The sequence below is a fragment of the Siphonobacter sp. genome (assembly GCF_048595215.1).
Classification (GTDB): domain Bacteria; phylum Bacteroidota; class Bacteroidia; order Cytophagales; family Spirosomataceae; genus Siphonobacter.
This window is the reverse complement of record NZ_JBMDWJ010000195.1, coordinates 1-15,106: the sequence shown is the minus strand read 5'-3', so window position 1 is coordinate 15,106 and position 15,106 is coordinate 1. Positions and strand designations below refer to the sequence as shown.

Here is a 15,106-nt window from a genome sequence, read left to right as displayed (position 1 = left end):
TATTCAAACTTTATACGTATTCAAAGCTCAAACTCTTGAAACCCAAAATCTCCTCAAACTTCAAACACTTTCAAACTCCTTAGAAACCGACTGATTTCAGATTCAGACCAGCTTTTTCATCCAGTCCGAACATCAGATTCATATTTTGTACGGCCTGACCGGAGGCTCCTTTCGTCAGGTTATCGATGATACTGGTGATCAGTAATTGACCTTCGTGTACTTCCAGATGTACAAGACCTTTGTTGGTATTTACCACCTGCTTCACGTCGATACTCGCCGGACTCACGTGCGTAAAGGGATGCGTGGCGTAGTAATCGGTATAGAGCTTTGTTGCCTCTTCCAGCGTACCCGCAAAATCCGTATACACATTCGCCATAATACCCCGCGTGAAGTTACCCCGGTACGGAATAAAGTTGATTTTATGCGTGAAATCAGCCTGTCCCTTTCGCAGTACCATCCCGATTTCAGTCAGGTGCTGGTGCGTAAAGGCTTTGTAGATACTCATGTTGTTATTCCGCCAGCTAAAGTGACTCGTCGCACTGAGCGACTGTCCGGCTCCCGTACTGCCCGTTACGGCGGATACGTGCACCTCGTCCTTCAGTAAACCAGCCTGGGCCAGCGGCAACAAGGCCAATTCGATACTGGTCGCAAAGCAACCCGGATTAGCGATCTTCCGAGCCTGACGGATCGCGTCGCGTTGCAGTTCGGGCAGGCCGTATACGAAGCCGTTGGACTCGTCCCGGAAATCCGTACTCAAATCAATGATCCGTACGTTTTCGAAATCGGGATTCGCCGCCAAAAACTTCTTCGACTCGCCGTGTCCCGAACACAGGAATACGACGTCTACATCCGTATGAAAGTGTTCGGCAAACGTTAAATCCGTGTCGCCGAACAAATCCGTGTGCGTAGACGCTACGGGTTTGCCCGCCTGACTATTTGAATGAGCGTAAGCAATGGTTGCCTCGGGGTGATGAATCAAAATGCGAAGCAATTCGCCCCCCGTATAACCAGCCGCTCCAATAATGCCAATCTTCATGAATAGTGGTTCGGTAGTAGTTGATTGTTGCTAGTTTTCAGTTGTTGGTTTGCGGTTCTCCGTTTCTCGTAAACTGGCTTCTACCAACAACTTACAACAACCAACCATCCACCTTATTTATCGTTCAATTCAGTGATTTTACGGTGAATCATGGTCTGATTCGAGGCAATTTTCGAGAAGCCACGTACGTCATCGCCACTCCAGGCATTGTTCATCTCACCGTAGCTGCCGAAGACATTGCTCATCAGATCATAGGGCGACTCGATACCCGTTACGAAGAAGCGGTACGGCTGCAACTGAACGTTCACCTGACCCGTTACGTGCTCCTGCGTGCTTTGCAGGAAGGTTTCCAGATCCCGCATGGCTGGCTCCAGGAATTGACCTTTGTGCAAGAGAGTTCCGTAGTTACCCGAAAGCATTTCCTTGAAATAGATCTGCTGCTCGGTCAGTACGTGTTTTTCCAAAGCGTGGTGAGCTTTGATGATAATCAGGGGAGCGGCGGCTTCAAAACCAACCCGACCCTTGATTCCGATGATTGTATCACCCACGTGGATATCCCGACCTACGGCGAAGGGAGCGGCTACTTCCTGTAATTTCCGAATAGCATCCACCGGATTTTCAAACGTTTCGCCATTCACGCCTTTCAGTTCACCGTGTACAAAATCCAGCGTCAGGGATTCCGTATCCTGCCGCTGCAATTGCGTCGGCCAGGCTTCTTCGGGTAAAAATCCGTCGGAGGTCAGCGTTTCCTTGCCGCCTACTGACGTTCCCCACAACCCTTTATTGATGGAATACGCGGACTTGGTCCAGTCGCGTTGTACGCCTTTTTCTTTCAGATATTCAATTTCTGCCTCACGGCTCAGTCGCAGGTCGCGAATGGGCGTGATAATTTCCACGTCCGGTACCACAATCCGGAATACCATATCAAAGCGAACCTGATCGTTTCCGGCTCCGGTGCTGCCGTGAGCAACTGCTTTCGCTCCAATTTGCTTGGCGTATTCGGCTACGGCCAGGGCCTGAAATACCCGCTCGGCACTTACCGACAGAGGATACGTATTGTTTTTCAGTACGTTTCCGAATACCAGATACTTCAGACAGTTGTCGTAATAGTCGTTCACTACGTCGAGTGTAGCGTGACTGGCTACCCCTAATTCATAGGCGTTCCGTTCTACGGTCTGGAGTTCCGACATCGTAAAGCCACCCGTATCTACCAGTACAGAGTGCACTTCATATCCCTGATCATCCGATAGGTATTTTACACAGAAAGAGGTGTCCAGACCACCACTATACGCCAATACAACTTTGGGTTTACTCATTTTTTTGAATGTAGACAGTGGATTGCAGAACTGAATTCCGCGTTCCTGGTTATGGAAAGGGCAGAAATTGAGCGTCAATTTCCATCCGAAAGACACTTAAAAAAAGCGGGAAGGAATTGCTTCCCACCCGCCAAAATTATAACGAACGAAGAACAGTTACCCAGTAACCGTCAATAAATCCTAGAGAACGGGCTCCTCTATTTCTTCTTTTTCGTGATGCCTCAACAGCAGCCGTTGTTTAATCTTATTCCAACGCTCGTAGATTTTCGCATTTTTCAGGAAATTCCACTTCGTCTTTTTCTCTTTTTCTTTTTCCCAGGAAGGATCGAACATCATGCCCGTGCAAAGGCAATGCTTACGACCCGTACGGCTGAGCACGTCAAAATTCACGCAGGAAGAACAGCCTTTCCAGAAGGCCTCATCTACGGGTAATTCGCTGAAGGTAGTCGGTTTGTAACCTAGCTCTGAATTGATCTTCATCACGGCCAGACTCGTGGTAATACCAATAATCCGGGCGTTGGGGTACTTGGTACGCGAAAGTTCGAAGGCTTTTTCCTTGATCATTTTCGCGATGCCGCTTTTGCGGTGATCGGGATGGACGATTAATCCTGAGTTAGCCACAAATTTGCCGTGATCCCAGGTTTCGATGTAGCAGAAACCCACCCATTCGCCCTTACGGGTCATGGCAACAATGGCTTTTCCTTCCTCCATCTTGCGGCGGAGGTACTCAGGCGACCGCTTCGCAATACCAGTACCGCGTTGCTTGGCACTTTCTTCCATGTGCCAGCAAATTTCTTCAGCTAGGTACAGATGCTCTTTCGAGGCAACCTGGACTTTATATTCGTTCATTTGATTACTTAAACAGGAAACTCGTGTTGAATGAAAGTACACTGACTGTTTGTCAGACAGCCTTGCTTAACGACTCATACAACCAATACTGGAAGAAAATAGTGTGCCGGACGGCCAAAAAATCACAGGCGTACCGGCCTCCGTCGTTCCGGCCTGAAGAATGGCCGCCGCGGTGGCTGGGTAGCAAAAAAAGGCTCGATGATGGCCTGTGATTTCATTTTCTTTGAAGAGATGTTTCTTAAAAACGATGCAAAGTTTAGAAAAAACTAATTACTTCACACGAATGTTATCAATTTTTTATTTATTTTCCCTATAACCGCTGGTTAGGCCGGAGTAGTTCGGTACATGGGTTAAATTTTTTATAGATCGGATATGACGAATCTGACAGCAGAGGATCTTATCTACGGTTACATGAATGGTATTTTCCCGATGGCGGACACGGATGGAACCCTGTATTGGTATTCACCGGAGCCGCGGGCCATTATTCCTATTGATACGTACAAACCCGCCAAGTCCTTACGACCCATTCTGAATAAAAATACCTTTTCCATTCGGATCAATTCGGATTTTGAAGGCGTCATGCGGGGCTGTGCCCGTACGCGGGCGGATGGAGAAGGCACCTGGATTTCCGAAGAAATCATTCAGGCCTATACCGATCTCCATCGCCTGGGTTTTGCTCACTCCGTCGAAGCGTACGTGGATAATGAACTGGCCGGGGGCTTGTACGGCGTGTCGATTGGCGGGGCGTTTTTTGGAGAATCGATGTTCTACAACGTTCCTAATGCGTCGAAAGTAGCCTTTCATTACCTGATCGAACGCTTACGCGAACGTCAGTACTACTTGCTCGATACGCAGTTTATCAATGACAATGTGAAGCGGTACGGAGCGATTGAAATTCCGCGGGCGGAGTACATGTTCCGTCTGCGAATTGCGTTGGATCAGCGTTGCCGATTTAGTGATAATGCTCCTACACCTTTCATTCCTTCGTTTCGCACGAATATTTCTTAAAAGAAAACCCCGCGTATCAGGCGGGGTTTTCTTTTAAACGACTGTTACGGCTGAGCTTGAGTCCAATCCTCTTCTTTTTATTAATCCCGCCGGGTCACGTCACTACCACCCGATTTTCGAACGGATACGGTTTTCGCTCCACCCGCGTAGTAAATATCACTCCCCCCACTCGCTTCTGCCGAAATCTCTTTGGTGGCGTATACGTGAGCATCCGAGCCTCCGGAGGCTTTTACGCGTACGACGTCAGCTTTAAATCCAGTAGCCTTGACGTCAGACCCACCGCTGGCCGAGACGTCAAATACCTGAGCACTGCCAGATAAATCGGCGTCGGAACCGCCGCCCGCTGAAATCGAAAAACGATTGGCTTTCACATCCATACGAGCATCCGATCCACCGCCCAGATCTACAGATAAATCTCCCACGTTCAGTGTCCCCTGCGTGTACACGTCTGAGCCGCCGCCCGCCCGTAATTTTTCGAGCGTTTTAAAGGATACATACGCCTTTACCGAGCGGTTTTTACCCCAGTTGCCCATGCCTGACTCCCGATTGATTCGCAAAACCAGTACGCCCTCTTTCACTTCAGAGACCACTTCATCTTCTTCCACGCCTTTCGCTTCCAGACGCAGACTTTCAGCGGAGCTTTGGGTAAGGTATAAATCAATACCGTGACTTACCTGAATGCCATTAAATCCGCTTGCGGGACGGGTTTTCTGCCAGTTTTGGGCTTGTATCTGATATGAAAAGGCCAAAGCGGCCATACTGGTGAGTAAAGTAAATCTCTTCATTAGTAGCGTTCGTTTTAGTAAAGGATGCATGAAGTTCGCAAAACGTTGCACAAAAAAGCCCCCACTTTTAGAAAGCAGGGGCTGGTTCAAGTTTTGGTTAAGGGAGTTGTTTACTTATTTGACCATCACTACGGTGCCGTTTACCACGTACGTAGCTTTATCAGTCTTGACGTTGTATACGTTATTCACCGAACGAATGGCCGATTGCGTCAGGAATACATCGTAGGGTTTGAGCACGTTGGTCTGAGCATCACGGTGATAGAGCGTATCGCCCACGTTCACTTCGCTCATGCGTTTAACGCCGCTGGTCGTCAGTACGGGGTGATTGGCCGTTGCTTCCAGACTCACCGATTCCCACTGCGTAGATTGAGAGGCCGTCAGTTTAGCCGCCGGATCCATCAAGGTCAGACGGGTCAGGGCAAAAGACTGATTAGCATGAATATCCAGTTTCTCTACCGTAGCCGTTTCCAGTACTTTTGTGTTGGCATTGAAGCTCTGAATCTGGTCGCCCGCTGTAATCGAAGCAATAGCTTTTGTGGTACCGTTAGCCAGAGTTACCAAGGCATCCGCTGGGAAACAATACTCGATTTTTTCGCCTTCCTGAGCGGCGGCTGGAGCCCCGCCTACCCCTGATTTTGTCAGGGCAAAAGCGATACAGGAAGACAGGCCCTTCATGGCTTCTTCGCCGTACTTCAGGTCGTCGATGTATTTGCCCCATACTTCACCCGGAGCATCCGGACTGGGTAACGGAAAGGCTTTCAGTTTACCATCTTTGGGCGTCGTGTAAATCGCGTACATGCCCAGTTCGGACATTTTCTCCGTTTCAAAAAGTTTGTACAGGTATACCCGACGCTCTGTACCGTCCGAAAACTTGAAGACGAAAGGATCACCCGAACGGTCAAGAATAAAACTACCCGCTTTCACGTACGTGTCCTTTTCGAGGTTTTTTACTGCTATTTTTTTAGCAGCTTCATATTCAGCAGCCGTAATGGGACGTTTCTCGGAATCCTGGGCCCAGCTACCCGTAGCTACCAGAGCAGCTAATCCTAAAGTCAGGAATAATTTCTTCATAGGGAAATTTAGTTTTCAGTGTCCAGTTTTCTGTTGTCAGTTTTCCGTTATCAGTCAATCGTTTCCAATAGGTAGCCTGTATGTATACTTTATACTTAGCTAGCGACCAAAAACGATTAACTACGAACCGACACACCTCACCCCGCCGATACCCGTTTGTGTAATAGTTCTACGGCGTAGCGGGCGGATTCGAAAGCTCCGGCCATCCAGGCGGGCAGGTTACTAGCGTGCTCACCAGCAAAGTAAATATCGTCGTCGTTTTTAGTCATCGTAGCGTACAGGCGTTGCCGGGCCGCATCCGAATAAATGCCCCAGCCTCCTTTGGAGTATGGAATCTTATGCCAGGCTAGCGAGAACGCATTTTCAAACTCATCCTTGTACTGTGGGTGAATCCGGGAACCTTGCTCGAAAGCCAGTTTTTGGCGATCTGCAAGGGAAAGCTCGCCTACTTTCTTGGCTAGTCCGTGGAAGTTGTACATGCCTTTCAGTACGCCTTTCGGTCCCAGCATACCGTGTGCGGGGTAGAAAATTTGCGTAATCTCCATGTTGGTTTTCGTAATACCCCCAAAGATCTGGTCGTCTTCTTCCCAAAAACGCCGCTTGAATTGCATGCCGATTTTACAGGTTTCCATGTACGGAACAAAATCCGCCACTCGCTGTACCTCTCCGGAAAGATCCGAAGGAATGCCCTTCAAGATGGGCAAGGGTAAAGTACAAATACAGTAGTCGCCTTTTACTTCGTGTTTCTGGCCCGTCTTCTTGTCGAGATACACAATCCGTACGCCGGGGTTCGTCTTCCGGATTTCCTGAATTTCACAGGATCGTTTCACCTTATCACCCACCACTTTTTCGAAAGCTTTTGGAATCATATCCATCCCGCCAACGGGTTGCAGTAACACCGGTTGCTGGTTGAACGTGTATTCGCCGACATTCGCAAAAGCCGGATGCGTAAGCCCCGATTCCACGATGTCTTTCAAAGCATAGGGTTTAGCGATGGTTCCTCCCCGCATACCCGCTCCCGGAGCCACCTCATAGCCGTGTCGCTCGGAGCCTTTATATTTTTTGTTGATGTCCAGATCGCCCTCTTCCCGTAGCCAGGCCACGTAGCGATCTACATCTTCTTTTGACATTTCTAAATCCAGTGCCTGTTGGTCGATGGCTTTCGCCACCAGTTCCGTCAGGTAGCCCCGCATATCCGCGTGAATTTCGCGGGCTCGTACTCGTTTGTTGGCCAGAGCCCCACGGTTACTCTCCGAATACTGGAACCCGGCTTCGTTGAGATTACCGAAGATTTCAACGGGTATCTTCAGTTCCCGGCAATATTGAACCGTAAGGTGGTGATGGTGAGGAATGCGGGCTGCTCCAGCATTGAGGTAGTACCCTTCGTCGAACTGGCAGGTTTGTTTTTCACCCCCTAGTTCAGTCTCGGTGGTTCCTTTCCGGATCGTCCAGATTCGGCCCCCTACCCGTTCGCGGGCTTCCAGTACTACGCAGTCGTAGCCCAGCTTACCCAGTTCGTAGGCAGAAGCGAGTCCAGCCAGTCCGGCTCCGAGGATAATAACTTTTTTACCGTTCGGCTTTTCATTGCGGGCTAAGTCAAAGTTCTTGGCTGGGGCTTCTGGAAAAAAACCCAAAGCCATCATCGCCAGGTAACTATTACCCGACTTTTCAATAAAATTTCTTCTGGTCATAGGGGAAAGAAAGGTTAGGACTTGAAAATAGTATCCGCCCGGTACGCAGCCCATGATCAAAATCAGCGTTTGCGTTGATTTAATCGTTTAAACGTACCGGGCGATAAGTCCCTACCAGGATCAGGACACTACTTTAGTAAATGAATCCGTAAAGGCTTTCATTTCATCCATGGTTCCGATCGAAACCCGGCACCAGTGCTGTCCATCGAAGAACCAGTTTCGTACCATTACGCCTTCCTGCATGAGTTTTCCGGTCAGTTCCGTACCCTTCATATTGACTGGGAAGAGCATAAAGTTGGCGTACGAAGGAATGACCTTGTAGCCGGCTTTCGTCAGGAAATCAGCCGTATACTTTTTCGATTCATTCGTTTTGTCGAGTACCATTTTCGTATTCTCAGCATCCGAGAAAGCGGCCATAGCTCCCATAATGGTAGGCAGTGTCAGGCCAAAGCCGTTCATCGTATACTTGGAAATATCCTGCAACAGTTCGGGTTTACCCAGAGCGTATCCCAAACGCATCCCCGCAAACGCATACAGTTTAGAGAGCGTCCGTAGTACGATTACGTTTTTGCCCTCCTTGATTTTATCGACCATACAATCCGTTTTCGGATTGGTGGCGTAATCGATGTAAGCTTCATCCACCAGTACGGTAACTTTTGGTGAAACCTCGTCAATGAATTTCCGGAGCTTATCCGGGGGCAGCAAATTGCCCGTCGGGTTATTGGGATTACAGATGTAGACTAGGCTGTGTTTAGCGGGATCAATTTTCTTCGCCATTGCATCCAGGTCGTACTGATAATCCGCCGTGAGTTTCACCTTTTCCATGGGGTAACGCTCGTCATTACTCGAGATGTAGCAGGGATCGCCCACCATGATCGTACCCTTCTGAGCAAAGTGCATCAAGCTGGCATTCAGCAATTCCGTTGAACCACAGCCCAGTTTAATATAGCTTTTGGACGCTCCACCCCAACCGCCGCCACCGGCCGGACTTTGGGGCATCGGAATACCATCCTTCTCAGAAATCGCTTTGTATAAGTCCATCGTAGCTCGCATCGCATACCGGTTGGCCTCGGTTAGGGAGCTATTGACGGCCGTTTTGGTTTTTGCCGAAAGTCCCCAGGGATTTTCGTTAGCACTCAGACGGGCTTTCACCGCTGCTGGCGGCATGGAGTCTGCTAGCATGGCCGCCCGAAATTCGTGCGACAAATCCATGTACAATTCATTCCGGGCTGCCGGATCTGCATAAGCCTTTTGCAGAAGAGCGGGTAATGCGGTTGCTCCTACCGTCATGGCAGCGGAGTTTTTGAGCCAGTTACGACGATTCATCTTTCGTAAGCGTTTGATGGTTTTGTGGTATGCGAGCGACCTGAATGGGACTTTAGAAAGAAGTAGTAGAAAATTTTACCATGCTTCTATTTTAATGAAAAAAATTTTCCCTTTCTGGGCATAAAATTAATTATTCTTTGGGAAGTATGCAACTAGCCCATACTATCTATTTTTCTAAATTTATAATTTTTGTCGACCAAAACAGCCATTATACAAACCTATTATTCTTTAATTTAATAAAAATAAGTCTATAAAAGTCATTTTTAAAACCTTAAAACCAGAAAATCTACAAAATAGACATAGTAACCAGATTGAGTACCAAATCCCTACCTTTGCCGTCAGTATGAAGCCTATCTTAGTCATTAAATTTGGTACGGCCAGTCTCACCAAAGTAAACGGTGAGATCAATGAGGCCACAATTCTGGAAATTGCCCGTCAGGCCGCTCAGCTCCACGATCAGTATCGGATTGTACTGGTTTCTTCGGGAGCGGTAGGTGCCGGTAAAGCCTATCTGCAGAATTATCGGGGTGACCTCTCGCAACGTAAAGCGGCAGCCGCCATTGGCAATCCCCTCCTGCTGGGTTTGTATACGAAATACTTTGGTGCCTTCGGGATTCCGGTCGCCCAAAGTCTGTGCGAACGAAGCCACTTTGCCAATCGCTCGCAGTTTCTGCAACTCAAGCAAACCTACGAGACCCTTTGGGAAAACGGCGTCATTCCGGTCGCCAATGAAAACGACGTAGTATCGGACTTAGAGCTAAAGTTCTCGGATAACGACGAGCTGGCGACGTTACTCGCCGCTGGACTCGGAGCCGATACGCTGCTGTTCAGTACATCCGTAGGGGGCTTGCTTGATCACGACGGAGCCATTGTTCCTCGGGTCGAACACATTGATGAAAGTATACTGGGACTGGCGGATACTTCCAAAACGGCCGTTGGTCTGGGCGGTATGGTTTCCAAACTCAGCTTCGCCAAACGGGCCGTACGCATGGGTATCCGGGTAGTCATTTTTGGCATCCATACGCCGGAAGGTATTCTCAACGCTCTGAAGGAAGAAACGGGTACCGTTTTCACCCCCGAAAAGGTATCTCTGAAAGCCCGCCATAAGTGGTTGGGTACCGGTAGTCTCATCGCCGGGCAGCTATGCATTGACGCCGGAGCCGTTAAAGCTCTACGCGATCGACGGAGTTTATTGGCCGTGGGTATTCAGGAGGTTACGGGAGAGTTTGATCGCGGCGAGGTCATTGAAATCCGGGATGAAGCGGCTCAGGTAATTGCCGTAGCTAAAGCCCGGGAATCTTCGCGGGTTGTGGCAGAAAACCTGAAAACCCAGAATTTTGAAGTCGCTCACGCTGACGATATTGTTTTACTGTAAGGAATCCGTTTGCTGATTCCTACGCCTTAAATCCTTTTTTGCGATATGTCTGCTTCGGATTCCGAAATTCTTTCCATCGTTCCTCAACTGGCGGCTACGCACGCGGCGGCTCCGGCCCTGCGTCGACTGACGGACGCTCAGAAGGCGGCTCTGCTCTATCGGCTGGCGGAGGTTCTGCTTGCTCATACGGCTGCCATTCAAGCCGAGAATCAAAAGGACCTCGAACGAATGCCGCAAAGCGACCCCAAATGGGATCGGTTGCTACTGACGGAAAAAAGAATCGAAAATCTGGCTCAAAGCGTACGGGATGTAGCCCAGCTAACCGATCCAACGAATCAGATTTTACTGGAACGTACCTTACCCAACGGGCTGCACCTCAAGAAAATCGCGGTACCGATGGGCGTCGTGGGGGTTATCTACGAATCCCGGCCCAACGTAACGATCGATGTAACCGCTCTTTGCTTGCGTTCGGGGAATGCCGTTGTCCTTCGCGGAGGCAGCGATGCCTGGCATACGAACCAGTATTTGGTAGGTCTGGTCCACCAGGTATTACAGGAACAAGGCGTTCCGGTTGAAATCATTACGCTATTACCCACCGATCGCGAACTGATGAAAGAACTGCTGACGGCCACCCGTTACGTGGACATCATCATTCCGCGGGGTTCGGAGCAACTCATTCAGTTTGTCCGTCAGCACTCGCTGGTACCAACCATCGAAACCGGAGCGGGTGTCGTTCATACCTATGTGCATGAGGAAGCCGATCTGGAAAAGGCCCGCGACATTGTCGTAAACGCCCGCGTATCCCGACCGTCGGTTTGCAACTCGCTCGATGGTTTACTCGTCGATCAGGGCATTGCTTCGGCCTTCTTACCGATGCTTTGTCAGGATTTTGAAAAATGGAATGTGGAGATCTACGCTGACCCGGCTGCGTATTACGTGCTGGAAAAAACCGGGTATCCGCAACTGTACCACGCTCAGGACGAAGATTTTGGTAAAGAATGGCTCGATTATAAAATTACCATCAAAGTAGTGACGGGGCTGGATGAAGCCCTGGAACACATTCGCACGTACTCGTCGCGTCACTCGGAGGCCATTGTTTCGGGAAACCCGGACGTCTGCCGCCGTTTTCTGGAAGAAGTAGATGCCGCCGCCGTATACGCCAACGCCTCTACCCGCTTTACCGATGGCGGTGAATTTGGATTGGGAGCTGAAATTGGCATCAGTACGCAGAAGCTGCACGCTCGTGGGCCCTTTGCCCTGGAAAAACTGGTTACCGAAAAATGGATTATTGAAGGCACTGGCCAAGTTCGCTGGTAATATCTGCTTCTGACAAACGCGGCGGCTGGTTATGACCAGTCGCCGCGTTCCGTTTTTCAGACAAAGGTTATATTTTTTGACTTGGGTATCAGAGAGCATCCAGATTGGAGCCTTCTTCCTCCTGCAGTTTATCCCGGGTATCTTTATACGCCTCTTCGATCGAGTGTGATTTGCGTAAGTCACTGGCTTTTCGCGTCAGATCGGCCAGCGTTTCGTAGTGCTTACACAATACGTCGAGTTCATCCTGATTCAGGCTTTCTACCCCTACCAGGCGGTTACTGGCTCCCTTCGTCGCGGCAATGAGTTCATTTAGTTTCAATTGGATCGATACTGAATCTTTATTTTGTGCTTTCTGGATGACGAATACCATCAGAAACGTAACAATCGTGGTGGAGGTATTAATGACCAGTTGCCAGGTTTCGGAGTACTGAAAAAAAGGCCCACTGATCGCCCACACGAGGACGACACCCAGAGCAATTAGAAAAGCCCACACGCTACCCGTGGCTTTCGTGACCCAGGAAGAAAATTTTTCAAATGGTGTTTGCTCGTGCGATAGCGGAAGCGGACTCAGCGAAGGGGATTGCTTTTTCATGACGTTTGGGGCTCTCGAATGGATCTCGTTTGATAAGCTTCGTAAAAAAATAAGCCGCCTAAACGCAAAAGAGCCTCCTTCGATGGAAGGAGGCTCTTTTTTAATTTCGTTTTTATCTAAATGTTCAGATAGCGTAGCAAAAGATCCAATCGATCGCGGTCCGTTGTATCGAGTGCTTCGGTCGTAAAAACCGAATCAATGACATAATTATACCGCTCAAAGGTAGCAATCACGGCTTTGATATCGCGGCGATTCAGCTTCAATGTCAGCTTACCCGGACGATCCGTCTCATAATCCCCACTGTGGAAATAACTACTCACTATTTTCACATCATTCGATTCAATCAGCCGACTCACTTCACTCATGGAGTAGTCCCGATCTTCCACTTGCAACACCAGTACCGCTCCCTCTTCCTGCGTACCCAGTTCACTGGCAAACCGCTTAAGTAGTTCATTCACCGAAATACTTCCGGTAAACTGCTGTTCTTCATCCACTACGGGTAATACCTCGAGCTGATACAGCTGGGCGGTACGTAGCAAGTCATACAAGTGTTGATAGGGCTGTACGGTTACCGTTGCGTATTCGGGCTCTAATTCAGCCAGTGAATCTTCTTCGTCAGCGTTCATCAAACGCTCTTCCGAAAGAATGCCAACGTACGTTTCCCCCTCGGCTAAGGCCAGTTGGGGTATACGGAATTCCTGCATCCAATCCAAGGCTTTTCCCACGGTGTCCGTTGGCCGTAATGTCGGCAATAAGGGGTCAATCAGTTCTTCAGCAAGCATAAGGCCATGGGTTATTGACTAGTGAATGCGATGGTCCGGTTTACTCAATACGCTACTCGTTTAGATACGTCGACAGATGGAAGAGAGCAATAATTAATTTTCTACGAGTACCAGTTCCTTGGTACGTTTCAAAAATCCGGCCAGAATCTGGTTGAATTCTTCCGGGTGCTCCATCATCGGAGCGTGACAGCATTTATCGATAAAGTACAGCTCCGTGTTCGGAATCAAACGATCAAATTCGTGAGCTACCGTCGGAGGCGTAATCGTATCATTTAATCCCCAGATGAGCAGCGTCGGTACTTGAATCTGCGACAAATCTTTACCCACGTTGTTGCGTTGAGCCGACTTGGCAATCTGTACGATACTCATACATTTGGGAATGCTGTTCGTGATTTCAAAACACTCCTCGATCAGCTCGGGCGTAGCCACGTTCGGATCGTAGAAGGTATAGGAAACCCGCTCGCGGATGTACTCGTAACTGCCGCGTTTGGGATAACTACCGCCCATTGCATTTTCAAACAATCCAGAGCTACCCGTCAGCACCAGCCGCTTCACATTCTCGGGATTTTTGATGGTATACAACAAAGCAATATGTCCACCCAGAGAGTTGCCTACTAGCGTAAGGTCGGTCAGTTTACGATCCTGTACGAATTTCTCGACAAAGGCCGTTAATCCTTCCACACCGGCTTCCCGCGGGGGCATTTCATAAACAGGCATCAGCGGAATAATCACCCGATACTGATCTCTGAATGTATTAATGACCGCATCCCAGTTGGACAAAGCTCCGAACAAGCCATGAAGCATCATGACAATCTCGCCTTGCCCTTCGTCGATAAACTGATAGCCGTCTTCTTGTTTAATTGAATAGTTCATTTCACGGATTAAGACAATCGTTGAGGCAAAATAAAGCAATTTTTCTTTGAAAGATTCAAAACGAAGAAACTGCTTTTTTTCGTATTCTATCGAAAATAGCCAATTCGTCTGGGAATGACAAAAAGATTGAATCGTAGATTTGTTAAATTTTAGGGTAAAATTCTCCCTTTTCGCTTATGCAACTTCCTGATTCCCTGCTTTCCTCTATACAAGAAGAAAGCGGTTTTAATAAAAAAAAATTCCTGGAGGCTCACGAAAAGCCGGCTCCGGTATCAATTCGTATTAATCCTGTAAAAAAAATAAGCCCTCCCGCTGGGGCTACGCCTGTGCCCTGGACGGATCTGGGTTTTTATTTACCCGAACGGCCCATCTTTACCCTCGATCCCCTGTTTCACGCCGGTACTTATTACGTTCAGGAAGCCAGCTCGATGTTTCTGGAAGCCTTCTTCCGGCAGGTCATGGAAGAAGAACCGCTGCGGGTACTCGACCTGTGTGCGGCTCCGGGCGGCAAGAGTACACTCCTTTCCAGTTTGCTCAGCGACGACTCACTGCTGGTATCGAATGAAGTCATCCGGCCCCGTTCGGGCGTATTGGCCGATAACCTGACCAAATGGGGTCGCATTCATTCCTTTGTTACCAATAACGATCCCCGTGATTTCCAGCGTCTGCCGGGTTTCTTTGATATTGTCGTGGTAGATGCCCCCTGTTCGGGTTCGGGCCTGTTTCGCAAAGATGCGGCGGCCATTACCGAGTGGTCGGAAGAAAACGTGGCTCTGTGTTCGCAGCGTCAGCAACGGATTCTGGCCGACGTATGGCCCACGCTACGCGAAGGGGGCATACTGATCTATTCCACCTGCTCCTACTCCAGCGAAGAAAACGAGCAGGTACTCGACTGGCTGGGATCGTCGTTTGCTTGTACTTCCATTCCTTTCGCGGAATCGTACGAAGGTATTGTGGAAGTACGTACGGAACAGGAAAATTACGGCTATCGTTTCTGGCCCGACCGGATAGAAGGCGAAGGTTTCTTTATTGCGGCCTTTCAGAAAACGGAAGATCAGGAAGACTATCCTTTTCGAAATACTTCG

At 49.0% G+C, this 15,106-nt stretch carries 13 protein-coding genes and 1 pseudogene; 4 read left to right on the top strand and 10 right to left on the bottom strand.

Going from position 1 to position 15,106, the window contains the following annotated elements:
• Window positions 1-79 precede the first annotated feature (79 nt).
• From argC to ACOJTG_RS11480, 3 genes are all read right to left on the bottom strand, one after another.
• Window positions 80-1,036: an N-acetyl-gamma-glutamyl-phosphate reductase gene (gene argC / locus ACOJTG_RS11490; RefSeq protein ID WP_420153933.1), complete on the bottom strand. Its 957-nt coding sequence runs from the start codon at window positions 1,034-1,036 to the stop codon at window positions 80-82.
• Between the two features lie 113 nt (window positions 1,037-1,149).
• Window positions 1,150-2,352 carry an argininosuccinate synthase gene (gene argG, locus ACOJTG_RS11485; protein ID WP_420153932.1) on the bottom strand — a complete coding sequence of 401 codons (1,203 nt, stop codon included), beginning with the start codon at window positions 2,350-2,352 and terminating at the stop codon, window positions 1,150-1,152.
• A 180-nt stretch (window positions 2,353-2,532) separates the two neighbouring features.
• Entirely contained in the window at window positions 2,533-3,201 is a 669-nt protein-coding gene (locus tag ACOJTG_RS11480) for a GNAT family N-acetyltransferase (RefSeq protein ID WP_094808435.1), read from the bottom strand.
• Between the two features lie 372 nt (window positions 3,202-3,573).
• Here ACOJTG_RS11480 and aat point away from each other — a divergent pair, with 372 nt between their 5' ends.
• Window positions 3,574-4,209 (top strand): leucyl/phenylalanyl-tRNA--protein transferase, encoded by a 636-nt coding sequence (aat, locus tag ACOJTG_RS11475; RefSeq protein WP_420153931.1) that lies wholly within the window; start codon window positions 3,574-3,576, stop codon window positions 4,207-4,209.
• Between the two features lie 80 nt (window positions 4,210-4,289).
• Here aat and ACOJTG_RS11470 read toward each other — a convergent pair whose 3' ends face one another.
• The 4 genes from ACOJTG_RS11470 to ACOJTG_RS11455 form a co-directional block, all read right to left on the bottom strand.
• Window positions 4,290-4,994: a head GIN domain-containing protein gene (locus ACOJTG_RS11470; protein ID WP_420153930.1), complete on the bottom strand. Its 705-nt coding sequence runs from the start codon at window positions 4,992-4,994 to the stop codon at window positions 4,290-4,292.
• 114 nt (window positions 4,995-5,108) lie between these two features.
• Window positions 5,109-6,065, bottom strand: a complete 957-nt coding sequence (locus ACOJTG_RS11465) for a hypothetical protein (RefSeq protein WP_420153929.1) — start codon at window positions 6,063-6,065, stop codon at window positions 5,109-5,111.
• A 137-nt stretch (window positions 6,066-6,202) separates the two neighbouring features.
• Complete coding sequence (locus tag ACOJTG_RS11460) at window positions 6,203-7,756, bottom strand: flavin monoamine oxidase family protein (protein ID WP_420153928.1); 1,554 nt, start codon at window positions 7,754-7,756, stop codon at window positions 6,203-6,205.
• A gap of 120 nt (window positions 7,757-7,876) precedes the next feature.
• Complete coding sequence (locus ACOJTG_RS11455; RefSeq protein ID WP_420153927.1) at window positions 7,877-9,082, bottom strand: aminotransferase class I/II-fold pyridoxal phosphate-dependent enzyme; 1,206 nt, start codon at window positions 9,080-9,082, stop codon at window positions 7,877-7,879.
• A gap of 343 nt (window positions 9,083-9,425) precedes the next feature.
• On the opposite strand from ACOJTG_RS11455, the gene proB reads away from it, so the two are divergent.
• Both proB and ACOJTG_RS11445 read left to right on the top strand, forming a co-directional pair.
• A complete protein-coding gene (gene proB, locus ACOJTG_RS11450) occupies window positions 9,426-10,457 on the top strand; it encodes a glutamate 5-kinase (RefSeq protein ID WP_420153926.1) in 1,032 nt (343 codons plus the stop codon).
• Between the two features lie 66 nt (window positions 10,458-10,523).
• Entirely contained in the window at window positions 10,524-11,774 is a 1,251-nt protein-coding gene (locus ACOJTG_RS11445) for a glutamate-5-semialdehyde dehydrogenase (RefSeq protein ID WP_420153999.1), read from the top strand.
• 88 nt (window positions 11,775-11,862) lie between these two features.
• On the opposite strand, the gene ACOJTG_RS11440 is transcribed toward ACOJTG_RS11445, so the two are convergent.
• From ACOJTG_RS11440 to ACOJTG_RS11430, 3 genes are all read right to left on the bottom strand, one after another.
• Complete coding sequence (locus ACOJTG_RS11440; RefSeq protein WP_420153925.1) at window positions 11,863-12,366, bottom strand: low affinity iron permease family protein; 504 nt, start codon at window positions 12,364-12,366, stop codon at window positions 11,863-11,865.
• 116 nt (window positions 12,367-12,482) lie between these two features.
• Window positions 12,483-13,148 (bottom strand): CBS domain-containing protein, encoded by a 666-nt coding sequence (locus tag ACOJTG_RS11435; protein WP_104710524.1) that lies wholly within the window; start codon window positions 13,146-13,148, stop codon window positions 12,483-12,485.
• 93 nt (window positions 13,149-13,241) lie between these two features.
• Window positions 13,242-14,021 (bottom strand): alpha/beta fold hydrolase, encoded by a 780-nt coding sequence (locus tag ACOJTG_RS11430; RefSeq protein ID WP_094808427.1) that lies wholly within the window; start codon window positions 14,019-14,021, stop codon window positions 13,242-13,244.
• A 176-nt stretch (window positions 14,022-14,197) separates the two neighbouring features.
• Between ACOJTG_RS11430 and ACOJTG_RS11425 the strand changes: the two are divergent.
• A pseudogene (locus ACOJTG_RS11425) lies at window positions 14,198-15,106 on the top strand (rRNA methyltransferase); the annotation flags it as partial.